17 protein-coding genes, 1 other RNA gene and 1 pseudogene are annotated in these 19643 nt (G+C 65.7%); all 19 read left to right on the top strand.

The window, feature by feature from the left end:
- Positions 1-44 precede the first annotated feature (44 nt).
- Positions 45-914 carry a 16S rRNA (cytidine(1402)-2'-O)-methyltransferase gene (gene rsmI / locus P8014_RS15005; protein ID WP_337818142.1) on the top strand — a complete coding sequence of 290 codons (870 nt, stop codon included), beginning with the start codon at positions 45-47 and terminating at the stop codon, positions 912-914.
- Positions 911-1573, top strand: coding sequence for a class I SAM-dependent methyltransferase (locus P8014_RS15000; RefSeq protein ID WP_337818141.1), 663 nt, complete (start codon positions 911-913; stop codon positions 1571-1573). Before rsmI ends, P8014_RS15000 begins: the two co-directional genes overlap by 4 nt.
- A gap of 53 nt (positions 1574-1626) precedes the next feature.
- An RNA gene (rnpB, locus tag P8014_RS14995) (RNase P RNA component class A) lies at positions 1627-1976 on the top strand.
- Between the two features lie 279 nt (positions 1977-2255).
- Positions 2256-2708: a division/cell wall cluster transcriptional repressor MraZ gene (gene mraZ, locus P8014_RS14990; protein WP_337818140.1), complete on the top strand. Its 453-nt coding sequence runs from the start codon at positions 2256-2258 to the stop codon at positions 2706-2708.
- Between the two features lie 7 nt (positions 2709-2715).
- A complete protein-coding gene (gene rsmH / locus P8014_RS14985) occupies positions 2716-3654 on the top strand; it encodes a 16S rRNA (cytosine(1402)-N(4))-methyltransferase RsmH (protein ID WP_337818139.1) in 939 nt (312 codons plus the stop codon).
- Entirely contained in the window at positions 3651-3920 is a 270-nt protein-coding gene (gene ftsL / locus P8014_RS14980; RefSeq protein WP_337818138.1) for a cell division protein FtsL, read from the top strand. Before rsmH ends, ftsL begins: the two co-directional genes overlap by 4 nt.
- On the top strand, positions 3917-5632 hold the full coding sequence (locus P8014_RS14975; protein WP_337818137.1) for a penicillin-binding protein 2: 1716 nt from the start codon (positions 3917-3919) through the stop codon (positions 5630-5632). Before ftsL ends, P8014_RS14975 begins: the two co-directional genes overlap by 4 nt.
- Positions 5633-5639: 7 nt before the next feature.
- Positions 5640-7130, top strand: a complete 1491-nt coding sequence (locus P8014_RS14970; protein ID WP_337818136.1) for a UDP-N-acetylmuramoyl-L-alanyl-D-glutamate--2,6-diaminopimelate ligase — start codon at positions 5640-5642, stop codon at positions 7128-7130.
- Complete coding sequence (gene murF, locus P8014_RS14965; RefSeq protein WP_337818135.1) at positions 7127-8497, top strand: UDP-N-acetylmuramoyl-tripeptide--D-alanyl-D-alanine ligase; 1371 nt, start codon at positions 7127-7129, stop codon at positions 8495-8497. Before P8014_RS14970 ends, murF begins: the two co-directional genes overlap by 4 nt.
- Positions 8487-9572 carry a phospho-N-acetylmuramoyl-pentapeptide-transferase gene (gene mraY, locus P8014_RS14960; protein ID WP_337818134.1) on the top strand — a complete coding sequence of 362 codons (1086 nt, stop codon included), beginning with the start codon at positions 8487-8489 and terminating at the stop codon, positions 9570-9572. The genes murF and mraY overlap by 11 nt, the downstream gene beginning before the upstream one ends.
- Positions 9573-9582: 10 nt before the next feature.
- Complete coding sequence (gene murD / locus P8014_RS14955) at positions 9583-10941, top strand: UDP-N-acetylmuramoyl-L-alanine--D-glutamate ligase (RefSeq protein ID WP_337818133.1); 1359 nt, start codon at positions 9583-9585, stop codon at positions 10939-10941.
- Positions 10938-12146, top strand: coding sequence for a putative lipid II flippase FtsW (ftsW, locus tag P8014_RS14950; RefSeq protein ID WP_337818132.1), 1209 nt, complete (start codon positions 10938-10940; stop codon positions 12144-12146). Before murD ends, ftsW begins: the two co-directional genes overlap by 4 nt.
- A complete protein-coding gene (gene murG / locus P8014_RS14945; protein ID WP_337818131.1) occupies positions 12143-13246 on the top strand; it encodes an undecaprenyldiphospho-muramoylpentapeptide beta-N-acetylglucosaminyltransferase in 1104 nt (367 codons plus the stop codon). Before ftsW ends, murG begins: the two co-directional genes overlap by 4 nt.
- On the top strand, positions 13243-14664 hold the full coding sequence (murC, locus tag P8014_RS14940; protein ID WP_337818130.1) for a UDP-N-acetylmuramate--L-alanine ligase: 1422 nt from the start codon (positions 13243-13245) through the stop codon (positions 14662-14664). The genes murG and murC overlap by 4 nt, the downstream gene beginning before the upstream one ends.
- A complete protein-coding gene (murB, locus tag P8014_RS14935) occupies positions 14661-15581 on the top strand; it encodes a UDP-N-acetylmuramate dehydrogenase (RefSeq protein ID WP_337818129.1) in 921 nt (306 codons plus the stop codon). Before murC ends, murB begins: the two co-directional genes overlap by 4 nt.
- Entirely contained in the window at positions 15578-16522 is a 945-nt protein-coding gene (locus P8014_RS14930) for a D-alanine--D-alanine ligase (RefSeq protein ID WP_337818128.1), read from the top strand. The genes murB and P8014_RS14930 overlap by 4 nt, the downstream gene beginning before the upstream one ends.
- A 14-nt stretch (positions 16523-16536) precedes the next feature.
- A complete protein-coding gene (locus tag P8014_RS14925; RefSeq protein WP_337818127.1) occupies positions 16537-17364 on the top strand; it encodes a cell division protein FtsQ/DivIB in 828 nt (275 codons plus the stop codon).
- Between the two features lie 3 nt (positions 17365-17367).
- Positions 17368-18606: a cell division protein FtsA gene (gene ftsA, locus P8014_RS14920; protein WP_337818126.1), complete on the top strand. Its 1239-nt coding sequence runs from the start codon at positions 17368-17370 to the stop codon at positions 18604-18606.
- Between the two features lie 33 nt (positions 18607-18639).
- Positions 18640-19600, top strand: a pseudogene (locus P8014_RS14915) (cell division protein FtsZ).
- The last annotated feature ends 43 nt before the right edge of the window (positions 19601-19643 follow it).

Here is a 19643-nt window from a genome sequence, read left to right as displayed (position 1 = left end):
AGTGGGCCGCGAACGAAAAATCAGTATCTGGACCTGGAGTAGACGTGTCAATCGAGACGGGTGTTCTTTATGTGGTTGCCACGCCTTTGGGCAACCTGGGCGATATCAGCCCGCGCGCTGCGCAAGTGCTGGGGGAAGTGGACGTGGTCGCCGCGGAAGATACCCGCGTGAGCGGTCGTTTGCTGGCGCATCTCGGGCAGTCGGCCCAGCGGCTGCTCAGCCTGCATGAGCACAACGAGACGGCGCGCGTGCCGGATCTGATCCAGCAATTGAGCGAAGGCGCCTCGGTCGCGCTGGTTTCGGATGCGGGCACGCCGTTGATCAGCGATCCGGGGTTCCGGCTGGTGGCCGCGGCGCGTGAAGCCGGTGTGCGGGTCAGTCCGGTGCCCGGACCCAGTGCCTTGATCGCGGCCTTGTCCGTTGCCGGCTTGCCCACTGACCGTTTCGTGTTCGAGGGCTTCCTGCCGGCAAAGTCCGCAGCGCGGCGCAGCCGCCTGCAGGCCCTGGACGAGGAGCGGCGCACGCTGGTGTTCTATGAGTCCAGCCATCGCATTGAGGCCTGTCTCGGTGATATGACCGAGGTGTTCGGCGGTGCGCGGCGTGGCGTGGTGGCGCGGGAGCTGACCAAGCGTTTCGAGCAGGTCGCCGACGGAACGCTGGACGAACTGGTCGCGTGGTTGGCGGCGGACGCCGATCACTGTCGGGGGGAATTCGTCGTGGTGGTGGCTGGCGATGCCCGGGAAGAACGGACGGCCGAATCTGCATCGGTGGAGAAGGTGTTGGGCGTGCTGGTGGAGACGTTGTCCACGCGCCAGGCGGCCGATATCGCTGCACGCATCACGGGGGCGCCACGCCAGGCGCTGTATCGCGAAGCGCAGCGCCTCAAGAATCTGCAGGCGGGAGAGGACGAATGACGAGACGGACGCTGACTTTGACCGAGGATTTGTACGACTATCTGCTGGCCAACAGCCTGCGCGAGGATGCGCTGCTTGCCGAGTTGCGTGAACGCACCGCGGACATGCCGGAAGCCGGCATGCAGATCGCGCCCGAGCAGGGACAGTTCATGGCACTGCTTGCGCGTCTGATGGGTGTCCGGAAGGCGCTGGAGATTGGCGTATTCACCGGCTACAGCAGTTTGTGTGTCGCCCGGGCACTGCACCCCGAGGGACGTCTCGTGGCCCTCGATGCCAGTGAACAGTGGACACGTATTGCGCGTGAATACTGGGCGCGAGCTGGTTTGTCCGAGCGTATCGAACTTCGTCTGGGGCCGGCGATCGCATCCCTGGATGTCTTGTTGGCCGAGGGGCAGGAGGGGAGTTTCGATTTCGCCTTCGTGGATGCGGAGAAGACCGAATATCCGGACTATTACGAGCGGACCCTGCGACTGTTGCGCAGCGGAGGGTTGATGCTGATCGACAATGTGCTGCGTCATGGAAGGGTGGCGGACGCCGGCAATACGGCGCGCGATGTCGTGGTCATGAGAGGCTTCAATGCGGCATTGCATGAAGATGAACGCGTCGACCTCTCGATGCTGCCCCTGGGGGACGGCCTGACTCTCGTGCGCAAGCGTTGAGCCGTCGTATCTTTCAGGCATCGGCATGAACACGCATGGTATGATCCGCGCCGGGAGTCGGCCGGACAGTCGCTCCGTCTCGCGGCGGGGAGGAAAGTCCGGGCTCCGCAGGGTGGGATGCCAGGTAACGCCTGGGCGGCGCGAGCCGACGGAAAGTGCCACAGAAAATACACCGCCGATGGCCCTTCGGGGATCAGGTAAGGTTGAAATGGTGCGGTAAGAGCGCACCGCGCGGGTGGCAACACGCCGCGGCAGGGTAAACCCCATCCGGAGCAAGACCAAATAGGGACGCAATGGCGTGACCCGCGCTGCGTCCGGGTAGGTTGCTAGAGGTGTGCGGTGACGCGCATCCCAGATGAATGGCTGTCCTCGACAGAACCCGGCTTACAGGCCGGCTCCCCACTCCTCCCCACCTTCCGAATGACGGCAGTCGCCGCTCAACTTGATGTAGTTTCTTAAGACTTCGCGACAACGCTCGATTATATCTATCGAAATACTCCGAGAGTAATCCCGGGGCTCAACTGGTGTCGCGTAACTCATTGTCAATGAAAGAATATTCGTTTGTAAAAAACCCCGGTTTTGCTTGACGCTCCGCAAGGCCCTACCTATAGTGTCGCCCAGTGGGGAGAAGTGGTGGAAAGTGGTGTGTCTGCCCTAATCCTGCAGGACAAGTGGGGGCCCAGTGTTCCGTGGTGTGACCAATCTCAACCTCGATGCGAAAGGACGCGTGGCAATTCCCGCGCGTTATCGCGAGCGGCTGCTCGAGTCGTGCGGGGGCAGGTTGGTGGTCACCATCGATCGTGACGGTTGTCTGCTGGTCTATCCGCTGACGGAATGGGAACGCATCGAGGCGGCGCTGATGTCGCGTCCGAACATGGATCCGCAGGTGCGCAGCCTGCAGCGTCTGCTGCTGGGATATGCGAGCGATGTGGAGATGGACGCGCAATCGCGAATTCTGGTCGCGCCGACGCTGCGCGAGCATGCGCAATTGGACAAGCACGTGGTGTTGGTGGGGCAAGGTAACAAGTTCGAACTCTGGAACGAGGCGACCTGGACGGCGCAGCGCGAGCAGTGGCTGAAGTCGGACGAGTTCGCGGAAGGATTGAGCGAGGCTCTGGCCTCGCTGTCGCTCTGACGTGGCGATGACTGGCGGTTTGCATCAACCGGTTCTCTTGGAGGAGGCCGTGGCGGGACTGGCGATCAAGTCGGACGGTTGGTACGTGGACGCCACCTTCGGGCGAGGCGGCCACACCCGCGCGATTCTTGCCGCGCTGGGTTCGGCCGGCCGTGTGCTGGCGCTCGACCGTGATCCCGAGGCGGTGGCTCAGGGCCGTCAGTTGATGCTCGAGGATGCCCGTCTGTATGTCGAACATACGCCGTTTTCCGGCCTGCGCACGGCATTCCGGGCTGTTGCCGGTGAGGCGGCGGGTGCCGACGGCGTGTTGTTCGATCTGGGCGTATCTTCGCCGCAGCTGGATGACGCCGAACGCGGCTTTGGTTTTCTGCGCGACGGTCCGCTGGATATGCGCATGGACCCGAGCCGGGGAGAGTCCGCGGCGGCCTGGATCAACCGTGCCGAAGAATCCGACATCGTAGCGGTGCTGCGCGAGTACGGCGAAGAACGCCAGGCCCGGCGCATCGCCGCCGCCATCGCGCGCCGCCGGGCCGAACGTCCGTTTGCCCGCACCGGTGAGCTGGCCGATTTGATCGCTTCGGTGTTGGGGCGGCGCGAGCCGGGCAAGCACCCCGCGACACGAAGCTTCCAGGCCATCCGCATATCCATCAACAACGAGTTGGGCGAGCTGCAGGAGGCCCTGGGTCAGGCATTGGAAGTGCTGCGGCCGGGCGGGCGTCTCGCCGTGATCAGTTTCCATTCGCTGGAGGACCGCATCGTCAAGCGTTTCATGCGCGACCAGGCGCGTGGCGTCGAGCTGCCGCGCAATCTGCCGGTGATGGGCGATGGCCGCCGCGGACAGACGCTGAAACTGGTCGGCAAGGCCGTGCGCGCGGGGACTCCGGAGGTGGCGCGCAACCCACGCGCGCGTAGCGCGGTGTTGCGCGTCGCGGAGCGTCTGGCATGAACTGGCAGCTGGCCGGCATCGCTGGACTGCTTGCGCTGGTAATGATTTCGGCGCTGGCCGTGGTCTACAGCACGCACGAGACACGGCAGTTGTTCGTCGAACTCGAGCAGCTCAATGCGCGTCGTGACGCGATGAACGTCGAATGGGGCCGTCTGGAGCTGGAGCAGAGCGCCTGGGCGACTCACGCCCGCGTCGAGCGCCTCGCGCGCGGCACGCTGCAGATGGTCATGCCCAACGGCAGCGATACGGTGTACGTGACGCCATGAGCATGCCGGACGACTTCACGGATTTCAGGCATCGCCGCCGCGCGGTGCTCGGGGCGTTCGGCATCGGTGCCGCCGCCCTGTTCGCGCGCGGAGTCGATCTGCAGGTGTTGAGCGCGCCGTTCCTGCAGGGGCAGGGCGATGCCCGCCACCTACGCGTGGTGGCGATTCCCGCCCACCGCGGCATGATCCTGGACCGCAACAAGCAGCCGTTGGCGATCAGCACGCCGGTCGACTCGGTGTGGCTCGATCCGCAGGACGGGCCGGACGGGCATGGCCTGCGTCGCCTCGCTGGACTGCTCGGGGTGGATGCGGGGCAGCTTGCGCAGAATCTGCAGCAGGCGCGCGCCGTCGGCCGTGAATTCATGTGGGTCAAGCGCATGATCTCGCCCGCGCTGGGCCGGCAGGTGGAGTCTCTCGATCTGCCGGGTGTGGCGTTGATGCGCGAGTTCAAGCGCTACTACCCGATGGGCGAGGTTGGCTCGCATGTGCTCGGCTTCACCAATATCGACGACCGTGGTCAGGAAGGCCTGGAGCTGGAATTCAACAAGTGGCTGACCGGCTTGCCTGGTTCCAAGCGAGTGATCAGGGACCGTTTCGGGCATATCGTGCAGAACGTCGATCTGCTCAAGCCTGCGCGCCCGGGCCGCGACCTGGTAACCACGATCGACCAGCGTATCCAGTACCTGGCCTATCGCGCGCTCAAGACCATGGTGGTGCGTCACGGCGCGGTCGCCGGTTCGATCGTGGTGATGGACCCGAGCAACGGCGCCATCGTGGCCATGGCCGATCAGCCGACCTTCAATCCCAATCAGCGTTCCGATTACCAGGGACGCCTGTACCGCAACCGCGCCGTAACCGATGCGTACGAGCCGGGTTCGACCATGAAGCCGTTCACCATCGCCTCTGCGCTGATGAGCGGCCAGTATACGCCGGCTTCGGAAATCAATACCGGGGATGGCTGGTACATGCTGGACGGACACACGATCAAGGACGACGTCGCCCACGGGCGCATCGACCTGACCCAGATTCTCGAATATTCGAGCAACGTCGGCGCCAGCAAGATCGCCATCACCCTGCCGCCGCAGCTGATGTGGGGCGTGTTCACGCGTCTGGGTTTCGGCCAGATCACGCACAGCGGTTTCCCCGGCGAATCGCCAGGCGTGCTGCACAACTACACCGACTGGAAGCAGATCAATCAGGCCACCATGGCCTACGGCTACGGCATAGCCGTCACCGCGCTGCAATTGGCTCAGGCCTATTGTGCCCTGGCCAACGGCGGTCTGCAGTATCCGGCCACCTTCATTACGGCGCAGGGCAGGCCGGCTCCACGGCGGGTAATGCCGCGGGCGGTGGCCGATACCGTGCGCAACATGCTGCGAACCGTCGTCAGCCCGCGGGGTACCGGCTACGCCGCACATATTCCGGGCTATACCGTGGCCGGCAAGACGGGCACCGCCCACCGCTTGACCGGCTCCGGCTACGCCGATCACGAGTACACCGCCGTTTTCGCCGGCATGGTTCCCGCTTCGAATCCGCGTCTGGTGGCGGTGGTGGTGGTGGACGCGCCCAAGGGCAAGTACTTTGGCGGCCAAGTCGCCGCGCCGGTGTTCCAGGAAGTGATGAGCGGCGCCATGCGGCTGCTCGACGTGCCGCCGGACGATATATCGGTGGTCCGCGCCGGCCCGGTGCCGGCGACGCAGGGGGGTGTGTGAGATGAACATGCACGCCACGAACAGACCCTGGACGCTGGCCTCGCTACTCGAAGGCTGGTGCGGCATCGAGTACGCACAGGACGTGGTCGTCGCCGGTTTGGCGCTGGACAGCCGCCGGGTCGAGGCGGGTGACGTGTTCTGCGCGGTGCAGGGCGTGCGCACGCATGGCCTGGAGCACGTCGACGATGCGCTGGCGCGCGGCGCGGTGGCCGTGCTCAGTGACCGCGCCGCCGATAATGTGGTCGACGTGCCTCTTATCGTGCTGCCCGGGTTGGCGGCGGAACTCGGTCCGATCGCCGCGCGCTTCCATGGCGATCCCTCGCGCCGCATGACCGTGATCGGCGTTACCGGCACCGACGGCAAGACCTCGGTCAGCCACTTTATCGCCCAGGCGCTGGATCTGGACAGCGCCGGTGCTGCGCTGGTCGGCACTCTCGGCTACGGCCTGGTCGGTCGACTGAAGAGCCATGGTCATACCACCCCCGATGCGCTGAGTCTGCAGGCCGCGCTGGCCGAAGTGGCGCGCGACGGGGCGCGCTGGGTGGTGATGGAGGCCTCGTCGCACGGCCTCGAACAGGGGCGTTTGAACGGTGTGGCCTTTGATCAGGCCATGCTCACGCAGCTCGCACGCGACCATCTGGACTATCACGGCACGCTCGAAGCCTATGCCGCGGCCAAGCGCCGTCTGTTCGCCTGGCCCGGTCTGGACTACGCGATTCTCAACCTGGACGACGATTTCGGTCGCGGGCTCGCGACTGACCTCGAGCCCATGCCGCACCTGCTCGGCTATACGCTGCAGGACCGTGATCTGCCAGGCGTCGAGGTCGTCGCCGGGCGCGACCTTCGGCTCATGCCGCATGGGCTGTCCATGCTCGTGGTTACACCCTGGGGCGAGGCCCGTGTGGAAAGCGCGCTGTACGGACGCTTCAACGCGGCCAATCTGCTGGCGGCGCTGACGAGCCTGCTCGGACTCGGGGCCAGCCTGCCCGATGCGGTCGAGCGTCTGCGCCACGTGTGTGCGGTGCTGGGGCGCATGGAACGGTTCCACGCCGAGGGCAGACCGGTAGCGGTGGTCGATTACGCACACACGCCGGGCGCGCTGGAAGCCGCGCTGCGCGCACTGCGCGAGCACGGCGCCTCGCGCGTGCACTGCGTGTTCGGCGCCGGCGGCGATCGCGACCGCGGCAAGCGTCCGCTGATGGGGGCCGCGGCGGAGCGCCATGCCGACGTGCTGATCATCACCGACGACAATCCGCGCAGCGAAGATCCCGCGGCGATCGTGAACGACATCCGCGCCGGTCTGCACGCGCCCGATGCGGCGCGTGTGGTGCATGACCGCGCCCAGGCGATCCGCCAGGCACTGGAAGGCGCCGCGGCGGGCGACGTGGTGCTGATCGCGGGCAAGGGCCACGAAACCGACCAGGTCGGGGCCGGTGGCGCCCGCCATCACAGCGACCGTGAGACGGTGCGCGCCTGGTTCGAGGAGGTGTCGGCATGAATCGTTGGCGCCTGAGTCAGATCGCCGACTGGACCGAGGGCCGCGTGCACGGTGCCGATGTCGAGGTGAGCGCGGTCACCACGGATACCCGCAAGCCGAATCCCGGAGCGCTGTTCGTGGCGCTGGCCGGCCCGCGCTTCGACGGTCACGACTTCATCCGCGCTCCGGGCGACCCGGCGGTGGCCGCCGTGATGGTGCAGCGTGAGGTGGCGGGCGATCATCCGCGCGTCGAAGTGGAAGACACGCTGCAGGGTCTGACGCGCTTCGCCGCCGGCTGGCGCGCCTGCGTGGGCGCCTGCGTGGTGGCCCTGACCGGCAGCAACGGCAAGACCACGGTCAAGGAGATGTTGGCCTCCATTCTGTCGCGTGCCGGCGACACCTTGGCGACGCGGGGCAATCTCAACAATCATATCGGCGTGCCGCTGACCTTGCTGGAAGTAACTCGGGCGCACCGCTATGCCGTCATCGAGATGGGAGCCAACCATCCCGGCGAGATAGCCGCGCTGACGGCGTTGGCACAGCCGCGCGTGGCGCTGGTCAACAACGCTGGTCCGGCGCATCTGGAAGGCTTCGGAGATCTGCCTGGGGTCGCTGCGGCCAAAGGTGAGATCTATGCCGGCCTCGGCGCAGACGGCGTGGCCGTGATCAACGCCGAGGACCGCTTCGCCGATTACTGGATGGACCTCAACCGCGGGCGCGAGATCCTGCGTTTCGCGCTGGAAGCCGATGCCGAGGTGCGCGGCAGACGCCTTGCGGACGGTCGCCTGCATTTGAGCACTCCACTGGGCGAAATCCTGGTCGATCTACAACTGCCTGGCCGGCACAACGCCATGAATGCCCTGGCCGCGGCCGCGGTGGCCATCGGCGCCGAGGCCGAACTCGAGACGATACGCGAAGGATTGGAGGCGGTGCGAAGCGTACCTGGTCGGCTGCGTCGCGTGACCGGCCGGGATGGGCTGGAAGTGCTGGACGACAGCTACAACGCCAATCCGGCCTCGCTGGTTGCCGGCCTGGCCGTGTTGGCCGAGAGTGCCGCGCCGCGCTGGCTGGTGTTGGGCGACATGGCCGAGTTGGGCGGAGCTGGAGTCGACATGCATCGCCAAGCCGGCGAAAAGGCCCGCGAGGCCGGCGTGGAACGCCTGTTCGCCTTCGGTCCACAGAGTGCTGAAACGGCTGCGGCCTTCGGTGCTGGAGCTGAGCATTTTTTGGACATGAATGAATTGATGGGCGCCTTTCTCAGCGCGCTGACACACAGTTCCTCGGCACCGTGCGTGCTGGTCAAGGGTTCGCGTTCCATGGGTATGGAACGGCTGGTGGCGGCATTGATCGACGCCGGCGGGCGAGAGGAAAACGGCCATGCTGTATAGCCTGTTCGAATACCTCTCCGTGCACGTCTACAGCGGGTTCCATCTGTTTTCGTACCTGACCATGCGAGCGATTCTCGGTGTGCTCACCGCGCTGCTCATTGCACTGTTGGTCGGCCCCGGCATGATCAAGCGTCTGGTCGAACTCAAGATTGGACAGCAGGTGCGCAGCGATGGTCCGCAAAGCCATCTGACCAAGGCGGGCACGCCGACCATGGGCGGCGCGCTCATTCTGATTGCCGTAGGTCTTTCGACCTTGCTGTGGAGCGATCTGAGCAACGCGCACGTGTGGCTGGTGCTTGGCGTGACGCTGGCGACGGGCGTCATCGGCGGTATCGACGACTATAAGAAGCTGCGTTACGGAAATTCGCGCGGTCTGAGCGCACGGCACAAGTTCTTCTGGCAATCGGTGATCGGGTTCGCTGCGGCGGTCTATCTGTTCGTGTCTGCGGTGGAGCCGGCGCAAACGGCCCTGCTGATTCCGTTCTTCAAGAACTGGATGATCCCCTTGGGATGGCTGTTTATCCCCTTCGTGTGGCTTGTGATCGTCGGTTCCAGCAATGCAGTGAATCTGACCGACGGTCTCGACGGCCTGGCCATTATGCCCACCGTCATGGTCGCGGGAGCCCTGGCCGTGTTCGCCTATCTGACCGGCAACTTCAAGTTTGCCACCTATCTGGGGATTCCCTATGTCGCCGGCGTCGGCGAGTTGGTGGTGTTCTGCGGTGCGCTGGTCGGCGCCGGTCTGGGGTTCCTGTGGTTCAACACCTATCCGGCGCAGGTCTTCATGGGCGACGTCGGCGCGCTGGCGCTGGGCGCCGCGCTGGGCGTCGTGGCGGTGGTGGTGCGCCAGGAACTGGTGCTGCTGATCATGGGCGGGGTCTTCGTCATGGAAACCCTGTCGGTCATTCTGCAGGTGACCTCTTACAAACTCACGCGGCGACGCATCTTTCAGATGGCACCGCTGCACCATCATTTCGAACTCAAGGGCTGGCCCGAACCAAGGGTCATCGTGCGTTTCTGGATCATCACCGTGATTCTGGTGCTGATCGGACTGGCAAGCCTCAAGGTGCGGTGAGATGACGGTCATGATGCGATCCGACGGTGACCTACATCCGCTTCCTATGCTCGAGAACCTCATCGTGGGCCTCGGCACCACGGGCATGTCCGTGGCACGCCATCTGGCGGCCTGCGGCGAAACCTTCGCCGTGGTCGACAGCCGCGAACGTCCGCCGGGTCTGGAAGCGCTGCGTAGCGAGTTGCAGCCCAGCGAGGTTCATCTCGGCGGTTTCGACCGCTCGCTGTTTCTGCGTGCCCGGCGTCTGATCGTCAGCCCAGGGGTGCCGGTGTCCAGTCCAGCGATCGAGGAGGCCCGGGTCACCGGCGCGCAGATCATCGGCGACATCGAGCTGTTCGCGCGCGTGAATCGCGCGCCGGTGGCGGCGATCACGGGTTCCAACGGCAAGAGTACTGTCACTACTTTGGTCGGAGAAATGGCGCGCGCGGCCGAGTGGGACGTTGCCGTCGGCGGCAATCTGGGCACGCCGGCGCTCGATCTGCTGGGCGCCGAGCCGCACGACCTGATCGTGCTGGAGCTGTCGAGTTTTCAGCTGGAAACGGTCGATTCGCTGGCGCCGCAGGCGGCCGTCGTGCTTAACGTCAGTCCGGATCATCTCGACCGATATGCCTCACTGGAAGCCTATGCGCAGGCCAAGGGACGCATCTATGCCGGGGCTGGGCACTGCGTGGTCAATGCCGAGGATGCGCTGGCTGTTTCGCTGGCCGGCGGTCGCGACTGCGCCGCCTTCGGGTTGGGGGAGGCGCTGCGCGAGCAGGATTACGGCTTGCTTATTCACGAGGGCGCACAGTGGCTGGCGCGCGGTGCCGAGCCGCTGATCCCCGCCGCGCGCCTTCGTATCGCTGGACGCCACAACTTGGCCAACGCATTGGCCGCGCTGGCCATGGGCGAGGCGCTGGGTCTGCCGCGTGCCGCGATGCTGCAGGCCTTGGAGACCTTCCCCGGTCTACCGCACCGCTGTCAGCGGATCGGCAGCCGCGCAGGGGTCGACTGGTTCGACGATTCCAAAGGCACCAACGTCGGCGCCACGGTGGCCGCTATCGATGGCCTTGAAGGACAGCTGGTGCTGATCGCCGGAGGGCAGGGTAAGGGCCAGGATTTCGCGCCCTTGCGCGATACGCTGCAAGGGCGCGCCCGTGCCGTGGTGCTGATGGGCGAGGCCGCTCCGGAACTGCGCAGCGTGCTGCGTGGCGTGGCCGAACTGATCGACGTGGCGGACATGGCCGAGGCGGTTGCGGCGGCGGCCGACCGGGCCCGCGAGGGTGACCGGGTGCTGCTGTCGCCAGCCTGCGCCAGTCTGGACATGTTCGACAACTACGTGGCGCGCGGCGAAGCTTTCGTGCGCCTGTTCCGGGAACTGGGGTCATGAGCACCGAGACCAAGGACGTCCGCATGCGCCTGTCGGCGGCGGCGCGATTCGACAGCACACGCCTCGATGTGCCGCTGCTGCTGGCGGCGGTGGCGATTGTCTGTCTTGGGCTGGTGATGGTGGAATCGGCTTCTGTCAGTGTGGCGTCCCGTGGCCTGGGCAATCCGTTCTATTTCTTCGAACGCCAGGCGGTCTACGTCGTGCTGGGTACGATTGCGGCCGTCGCGGTGTATCGCATACCGCTCGTGGTCTGGCAGCGTTCCGGCATGAGCCTGCTGCTTATGGCCTGGTTCATGCTGGTGTTGGTGCTGATTCCGCACGTCGGCCACTCGGTCAACGGCAGTACGCGCTGGATCGGCGCCGGCCCGATCAACATCCAGGTCTCGGAGTTGGCCAAGCTGTTCATCGCGATTTACCTGTCCGACTATCTGGTGCGCCGCAACGAGGAGGTCCGCACCACTTTCCGAGGTTTCGCCAAGCCGATGCTGGTGATGATGGTTGCTGCCGCACTGCTGCTCAAGGAGCCCGATTATGGCAGTGCGGTGGTGTTGCTGGCGATCGGCCTCGGCATGCTGTTCCTGGCCGGCGCGCGGCTGAGCCAGTTCGGTCTGTTCCTGGTGCTGACTCTGGCGGCGGTCGCGGTGCTGGCGGTCAGTTCGCCCTACCGCGTTGCGCGCCTGACCAGTTTCCTCAACCCGTGGGCCGATCCCTACGATGGCGGCTTCCAGCTGACTCAGTCGCTGATCGCCATTGGTAGCGGGTCCTGGTTCGGCGTGGGTTTGGGCGACAGCATTCAGAAGCTCTTCTACCTGCCGGAGGCCCATACCGACTTCCTGTTCGCGGTACTGGCCGAGGAGTTGGGATTGCTCGGCGTGGCGGTGGTGATAGCGTTGTACGCCGTGATGGTGGTGCGGGGTTTCCGCATCGGCGCGCGTGCGATGGCCGCCGCGCAGCCGTTTGCCGCCTATCTAGCCTACGGTATTAGCATCTGGCTCGGCCTGCAGGCCTTCATCAATATGGGTGTGAACATGGGGCTGCTGCCGACCAAGGGCCTGACCTTGCCGCTGATGAGCTACGGCGGCAGCAGCATGGTTGTGAACTGTGTGGCGCTGGGTTTCCTGCAGCGCATTCACCGCGAAGCGGTCGAGACCGGTGCGCTGCCGACCGAAGGCAAGCGCCGCCGGGCGCGCAAGGAGGCGGCATGAGCACTTCACGCCCGGTGATGATCATGGCCGGCGGCACCGGCGGGCACGTTTTCCCCGGTCTGGCGGTGGCCGAGGCCCTGCATGCACGTGGTCTGGACGTCGTCTGGCTGGGTACGCGCCGTGGGCTGGAGGCTCGGCTGGTTTCCGAGGCCGGTATCCCGATGGAGTGGATCGGCATCGGCGGTCTGCGCGGCAAGGGACTGCGCACCCGACTGATGGCACCTCTGCGCCTGGCCTCGGCGCTGGCGCAGGTCCTGGGCATTCTGTTGCGACGGCGACCGCGCGTGGTGGTCGGTTTCGGCGGTTTCGTCGCCGGTCCCGGCGGTTTGATGGCGGCGGCTCTGCGGATTCCGCTGGTGCTGCACGAACAGAATGCGGTTCCCGGACTGACCAACCGCTGGCTGGCGCGTTTCGCCAGACAGGTGTTTACCGGCTTCCCGGTCGAGTTGCCCGGTGCCGCGGCGCGCCGGCACTACGTCGGCAACCCGGTGCGCGCGAATATCGCCGCTCTGGAACCGCCGGCACAGCGGTTGGCCGGGCGCGAAGGCCCCATGCACTTACTGATCATAGGCGGCAGCCAGGGCGCGGCGGCGCTCAACCGCAGCGTACCGGCCGCAGTGGGGAAACTGCCCGCGCAGGCCCGACCTCAGGTCTGGCATCAGGCGGGCGAGCGTCATCTCGAGGCCACCAACAGCGCCTACGCGCAGGCCCAGGTCGAGGCGCGCGTCGAACCCTTCGTGGCGAACATGGCCGCCGCCTACGCCTGGGCCGATCTGGTGATTTGCCGTTCCGGGGCGCTAACGGTCGCGGAACTGGCCACCGCAGGCGTGCCCGCGCTGCTGGTGCCGTTCCCCTATGCGGTGGACGACCACCAGCGTGTCAACGGGCAGTTTCTGGTCGATGCCGGTGCGGCGCTGATGGTGATCGAGAAGGATTTGACGCCGGAACGTCTGGCGGACGAGTTGATGCGTCTGGCCGACCGTTCCCGCCTGTTGGCGATGGCCGAGTCGGCGCGTTCGGTGGCGCGCGTCGACGCCGCGGCACGGGTGGCCGATGCCTGCGTGGAACTGGTCGGTGAAGCGGGGAGGCAGGCGGCATGAGCGCGGTGCGCGAACACATGGCGACGCGCCGCATCCGGCGCATTCATTTCGTCGGCATCGGTGGTGCGGGTATGGGCGGCATCGCGGAGGTACTGACCAATCTCGGCTACGCGGTGTCCGGTTCGGACCAGGCCGACAACGCGATGACGCGGCGGCTGGTTTCCCTGGGCGCGAAGGTCTTCCGCGGACATGCGCCCGAAAACGTCGAGGGCGTGGATGTGGTCGTGGTGTCCAGCGCGATCCAGTCCGGCAATCCCGAACTCGAGGCGGCGCGTGCCGCGCGGATTCCGGTCGTGCGCCGGGCCGAGATGCTGGCCGAACTGATGCGTTTCCGCTATGGCATCGCGGTGGCCGGCACGCACGGCAAGACCACCACCACCAGTCTGGTGGCCAGCCTGTTGGCCGAAGGCGGTCTGGATCCGACCTTCATCATTGGCGGCCGGCTCAACAGCACCGCCACGCATTCGCGTCTGGGCGAAAGCCATTATCTGGTCGCCGAGGCGGACGAGAGCGACGCTTCGTTCCTGCACCTGCAGCCGATGATCGCGGTGGTGACCAATATCGACGCCGATCATCTGGCCACTTATGGTGGCGACTACGCCGAACTCGAACGCGTGTTCGTCGAATTTCTGCACCATCTGCCGTTCTACGGCTTGGCGGTGCTGTGTATAGACGACCCCGGCGTGCGCCAGGTGTTGGAACAGATCAGCCGTCCGATGCTGACCTACGGCATCGAGCAACCGGCCGACGTCCGCGCGCATGACATCGTCTACGAGGGCACGCGCACGCGCTTTCAACTGCAGCTTCCGGGGCGCGAGCAGCGTTTGTCGGTAGAACTCAATCTGCCCGGCCGGCACAACGTGCTCAACGCCTTGGCCGCGATAGCGGTGGCGCACGAGTTGGGCGTGAACGATTCAGCGTTGACTCAGGCCTTGGCAGGTTTCCAGGGCATCGGTCGGCGCTTCCAGCTCAGCGGCGAGGTGGATACGCCGGCCGGGCACGTGCTGCTGGTCGACGACTACGGCCATCATCCGACCGAGATCGCCGCTACCCTAGCCGCAGCGCGCAGCGCTTGGCCGGAGCGGCGCCTGGTGGTGGCCTTCCAGCCGCATCGTTACACGCGAACCAGCGACCTGTTCGAGGACTTCGTGCGGGTGTTGAGCGAGGTCGACGTGTTGGTGCTGCTGGAGGTCTACGCGGCGGGCGAGGAACCCATCGCCAATGCCGACGGCCGCAGCCTGGCGCGGGCGATTCGCGCCCGCGGACGGGTCGAGCCGGTATTCGTGGGGAACATCGACGGTTTGGCCGACGCGCTGCGCGATGTGGTGCACGATGGCGACGTGGTGTTGACCCTGGGAGCCGGATCCATCGGGCAGGCCGCACTGCGTCTGCCCGAGACGCTGGGAGCGAAGTCATGAATGCGGCGCTGGACATGCAGGGCCTGCGCGGCGAGCTGGCGCACGATGCGCCGCTCGCGGGCATGACCAGTTGGCGCGTGGGCGGTCATGCGGAGCGTCTATACCGGCCGGCGGATCTGCAGGATCTGCAGGCCTTCCTGCAGCAATTGCCGGAGGGTGAACCCCTGTTGTGGCTCGGCTTGGGCAGCAACCTGCTGGTGCGCGATGGTGGCGTGCGCGGCACGGTGATCGCGCTGCACGCGCGTCTGGGTGGTCTGGAGCGGGTCGGCGACTCCGGCGTGCGCGCCGGTGCGGGCGTGCCGGGTGCCAAGTTGGCACGTTTCACCGCGCGTGCCGGACTGCGCGGCGGAGAGTTCTTTGCCGGGATCCCGGGCACGGTCGGTGGAGCGTTGGCGATGAACGCTGGCGCCTTCGGCGGCGAGACCTGGCCGGTGGTGCGGCGTGTACAGACCATCGCCCACGACGGCACGCTGCGCTGGCAGGAGCCGGGGGCCTTCGAGATCGGTTACCGCCATGTGCGTGCTCTGGCGGAAGGTGGTCCGTTCTGGTTCGTGGCTGCCGAATTCGAATTCGAGGCCGGCGGCGATCCGCAGGTACTGCATCTCCAGACCCGCGAACTGCTCGCCCACCGTGCTGCCAGCCAGCCGACCGGGGTGGCTTCGTGCGGTTCGGTGTTCCGCAATCCACCGGGAGACTACGCCGGACGCCTGATCGAAGCGGCCGGCCTCAAGGGCCTGCGTCTCGGCGCTGCGATGGTCGCCGAGAAACACGGCAATTTCATTCTCAACGCGGGTTCCGCGAGCGCGGCCGACATCGAGGGTTTGATTCTCGAGGTGCAGGCGCGCGTCGAGGAGCGGTTCGGCATTTGCTTGCAGCCTGAGGTGCGGGTCGTCGGTGAACGGGAGGCCGGGGCATGAGCGCGGATCCGCAGCGTTTCGGCCGGGTGGCGGTGTTGATGGGCGGCTGGTCCGCCGAGCGCGAGGTGTCGCTGCAGAGCGGTGCGGCGGTGACCACAGCGCTGCGCGCCGGTGGCGTGGACGCCGTGGCCGTGGACCTGCGGCGAGAAAGCGTGCTTGAGCAGCTTTCCACGGGTGAATTTGATCGCTGTTTCCTGATCGTCCACGGCACCGGCGGTGAAGACGGCACGCTGCAGGCCATGCTCGATCTGCTCGACCTGCCGTACACCGGCAGCGGCGTGTTGGGTTCGGCGCTGGGCATGGACAAGCGGCGTTGCAAGCTGGTGTGGCAGGCGCTGGGGCTGCCGGTGGTACCTGGCGAGGTGCTGGCAGCGGACAGCGATTTCGATGCGGTCGCGCAGCGGCTTGGATTGCCGCTGTTCGTCAAACCCTCGCAGGAGGGATCGAGCGTCGGCGTCGCCAAGGTCAAGCGTGTCGAGGATCTGTCTACTGCCTATGCGGCGGCGGCGGCCTGCCACGGCGAAGTGCTGGTCGAGCCCGCGATGGAGGGTGGGGACTATACCGTCGCCGTGTTGGGCGATCAGGCACTGCCGGCGATCCGCATCGTGCCGGCCACGGAGTTCTACGACTACGAGGCCAAGTACAACCGCGACGATACGCGCTACCTGTGTCCATGCGGATTGGCCGAAGGTACCGAGCAAGCCATGCGGGTACTGGCGCTGCAGGCGTTCACTGCCGTCGGCGGCGAGGGCTGGGGGAGGGTCGATTTTCTGCTGGATGCCGAGGGCGCGCCGCACGTGGCGGAGGTGAATACCGTACCGGGCATGACCAGCCACAGTCTGGTGCCGATGGCCGCGCGCGAACTGGGCATGGACATGACGCAACTGGTCGTTCGCATTCTGGAGCAGACCTTGCCGAACGGGGTTCGTGATGACGCATGAACAAGGTGCTTGCGATGACAGGTTTACGTCCGCCACGGCGCCGCGGTGCGGTGACGAAGCGGCGCCCGAAGGCCAAGGCCGGCAGGCCGCTTTCGCAGCGTCTGGCGCCACTGCGATTTTGGTTGCCGAGAATCGGCATTTTGCTGCTGGTCGGTGCGCTGGCCGGCGGCGGGCATGCGTTGTGGCGCTGGTTGCAGTCGCCGGCGGCCTTGCCGATCCGCACGGTGTCGGTAAGCGGGGAGTTGACCCACGTGCCGGCGGCACAGGTGCGCAAGGTGGTGGACGCGCATCTGTGCGGCGGGTTTTTCGGTGTGGATCTGCACTCGATCGCCGAGGCGCTCGGGGCTCTGCCCTGGGTGGCGCAGGCCGACGTGCGGCGCGTATGGCCGAACGGTCTGGCGATACGCATCGAGGAGCAGCGCCCGGTGGCGCGTTGGAACCGCGGCGAGCTTCTCAGTCAGTCGGGCACGGTGTTTCGCCCGCCGCTGCGGACATTTCCCAAGGGGTTGCCCGATCTGTCGGGGCCCGACGGCAAGGAGCGTGATTTGATGAGTCGCTATGCAGCGGTCAGCAAGTTGTTCGCACAGATTGGTCTGCGGGTCGTCGCCTTAAGCGAGAACGCACGACGCGCCTTCCGGCTGCGCCTGGACAATGGCATCGAAGTCGTCATCGGCCGCGACTGGGACATGCAGCGAATGGCGCGGATGGTCGCGGTCTACCGACGCGTGCTGGCCGGTAGAGCTGCAGATATCCAGCGCATCGATCTGCGTTACACGAACGGCTTTGCCGTTGCCTGGAAATCATCCGCCGCCCAGGCCGCGGCAGCATCAGGGAGACACTGAATTATGTCCAAGCGAGCGGACAGAGGGATGATCGTCGGTCTGGACATCGGCACGTCAAAGGTCGTGGCCATCGTCGGCGAGATCAATACCGAGGGCACGGTCGACATCGTAGGCATCGGCTCGCATCCGTCGCGTGGCCTGAAAAAGGGCGTGGTGGTCAACATCGAATCCACGGTGCAGTCGATGCAGCGCGCGGTGGAGGAGGCCGAACTGATGGCCGGGGTGCAGATCCACTCGGTCTATGCCGGCATCGCCGGCAGCCATGTGCGTAGCCTGAACTCGCACGGCATCGTGGCGATCAAGGACAAGGAGGTCACCCAGAGCGACGTCGAGCGCGTGATGGACGCCGCCCGCGCGGTGGCGATCCCGGCCGATCAGCAGATCCTGCACGTGCTGGCGCAGGAATTCATCATCGACGACCAGGAAGGCATCCGTGAGCCGGTAGGCATGTCCGGAGTGCGCCTGGAAGCCAAGGTGCATCTGGTGACCGGCGCGGTCAGCGCGGCGCAGAACATCATCAAGTGCGTACGTCGTTGTGGGCTGGAGGTCGAGGACATCATCCTCGAACAGCTGGCGTCGAGCCATTCGGTGCTCACCGAGGATGAGAAGGAACTCGGCGTGTGCCTGGTCGACATCGGCGGCGGCACCACCGATATCGCGGTGTTCACCGGAGGAGCGATCCGCCACTCGGCGGTCATCCCCATCGCCGGGGATCAGGTTACCAACGACATCGCGGTGGCTCTGCGTACGCCCACTCAGCATGCCGAGGACATCAAGATCCGCTATGCCTGCGCTTTGCGCCAGCTGGCTAACCCTGAGGAAAGCATCGAGGTGCCCAGCGTGGGCGACCGGCCGCCGCGGCGCCTGTCGCGACAGACCTTGGCCGAGGTGGTCGAACCCCGCTACGAGGAATTGCTCAATCTGGTGCAGGCCGAGCTGCGTCGCAGCGGTTACGAGGATCTGGTCGCTGCCGGCGTCGTGCTGACCGGGGGCTCCTCGAAGATGGAGGGCGTCGTCGAGCTGGCCGAGGAAGTGTTTCACATGCCCGTTCGCCTGGGTCTGCCGCAGTACGTCAGCGGCCTGGTGGACGTGGTGCGTAATCCGATTCACGCCACCGGCGTGGGTCTGGTGCTTTATGGGAGTCAACACCGTAGTCAAGGGTGGCCCGAGCGTATGAACGCAGGGCAGTCAGCACAAGGTGTCTGGCAACGTATGAAAAGTTGGTTCCAAGGGAACTTTTGATTCGAACTTCGCGCGCGGTTAATGGAGGTCAATATGTTCGAACTCGTCGATTCGTTTTCGCAGAATGCAGTGATCAAGGTGGTGGGTGTCGGCGGCGGCGGCGGCAACGCCGTGCAGCACATGGTCAATGCCAGCATCGAGGGCGTGGAGTTCATCTGCGCCAACACCGACGCACAGGCGCTGAAGAACAGCGCCGCCAAGACAGTGCTGCAGCTTGGCACCAATATCACCAAGGGTTTGGGCGCAGGCGCCAACCCTGAACTGGGCCGTCAGGCGGCGATGGAGGATCGCGATCGAAGAGCTGGGCAAGCACGTCGATTCGCTGATCACGATCCCCAACGAGAAGCTGCTCACGGTGCTGGGCAAGGGCGTGACCTTGCTGGATGCGTTCAAGTCCGCCAACGACGTACTGTACGGCGCCGTGCAGGGCATTGCCGAGCTGATTACGCGTCCCGGTCTGATCAACGTCGACTTCGCCGACGTGCGCACGGTCATGTCGGAAATGGGCATGGCGATGATGGGTACCGGCTCGGGTTCGGGCGAAGAGCGGGCGCGCGTTGCGGCGCAGGCGGCGATTTCCAGTCCGCTGCTGGAGGACGTCAATATCGCTGGCGCTAAGGGGATTCTGGTCAATGTCACCGCCGGTCTGGATTTCGCCATGGACGAATTCGAAACGGTGGGATCGGAAATCGAGGCACTGGCGCAGAACGATGCTAACGTGGTGATCGGTACGGTTATCGATCCGGATATGACCGACGAGGTGCGGGTAACACTGGTGGCGACCGGGCTTGGCCGCAAGCCGACCGTAGCCGAAGTGCCGCCGTCTCCGTTCGCCGGTATCGAGAAGGGGCGAGACGGGCGTGTCGACTACGACAAGTACGCTCGACCCACCGTGATGCGCAAGTCCCCGCATGTGGAAGGGTCCGCTGCGGTGGACTACAGCGGCGCCGACTATCTCGACATTCCGGCGTTCCTGCGCAAACAGGCCGATTGATCGGAAAGTGGGGCGTTTTCGGCCGTTTTGCACAAAGAAGGTG

It is taken from the genome of Acidihalobacter sp., assembly GCF_037381185.1.
Taxonomy (GTDB): Bacteria; Pseudomonadota; Gammaproteobacteria; order DSM-5130; family Acidihalobacteraceae; genus Acidihalobacter_A.
Note: the sequence above shows the minus strand (reverse complement) of the source record. Positions and strands in the feature narration are given on the sequence as shown.

Bases quoted from the DNA above. Each gene is read 5' to 3' on its own strand.
- P8014_RS15000 (WP_337818141.1), top strand. From the start codon at position 911: ATGACGAGACGGACGCTGACTTTGACCGAGGATTTGTACGACTATCTG.
- rsmH (WP_337818139.1), top strand. From the start codon at position 2,716: ATGACTGGCGGTTTGCATCAACCGGTTCTCTTGGAGGAGGCCGTGGCG.
- ftsL (WP_337818138.1), top strand. From the start codon at position 3,651: ATGAACTGGCAGCTGGCCGGCATCGCTGGACTGCTTGCGCTGGTAATG.
- P8014_RS14975 (WP_337818137.1), top strand. From the start codon at position 3,917: ATGAGCATGCCGGACGACTTCACGGATTTCAGGCATCGCCGCCGCGCG.
- P8014_RS14970 (WP_337818136.1), top strand. From the start codon at position 5,640: ATGCACGCCACGAACAGACCCTGGACGCTGGCCTCGCTACTCGAAGGC.
- murF (WP_337818135.1), top strand. From the start codon at position 7,127: ATGAATCGTTGGCGCCTGAGTCAGATCGCCGACTGGACCGAGGGCCGC.
- mraY (WP_337818134.1), top strand. From the start codon at position 8,487: ATGCTGTATAGCCTGTTCGAATACCTCTCCGTGCACGTCTACAGCGGG.
- murD (WP_337818133.1), top strand. From the start codon at position 9,583: ATGATGCGATCCGACGGTGACCTACATCCGCTTCCTATGCTCGAGAAC.
- ftsW (WP_337818132.1), top strand. From the start codon at position 10,938: ATGAGCACCGAGACCAAGGACGTCCGCATGCGCCTGTCGGCGGCGGCG.
- murG (WP_337818131.1), top strand. From the start codon at position 12,143: ATGAGCACTTCACGCCCGGTGATGATCATGGCCGGCGGCACCGGCGGG.
- murC (WP_337818130.1), top strand. From the start codon at position 13,243: ATGAGCGCGGTGCGCGAACACATGGCGACGCGCCGCATCCGGCGCATT.
- murB (WP_337818129.1), top strand. From the start codon at position 14,661: ATGAATGCGGCGCTGGACATGCAGGGCCTGCGCGGCGAGCTGGCGCAC.
- P8014_RS14930 (WP_337818128.1), top strand. From the start codon at position 15,578: ATGAGCGCGGATCCGCAGCGTTTCGGCCGGGTGGCGGTGTTGATGGGC.
- P8014_RS14925 (WP_337818127.1), top strand. From the start codon at position 16,537: ATGACAGGTTTACGTCCGCCACGGCGCCGCGGTGCGGTGACGAAGCGG.
- ftsA (WP_337818126.1), top strand. From the start codon at position 17,368: ATGTCCAAGCGAGCGGACAGAGGGATGATCGTCGGTCTGGACATCGGC.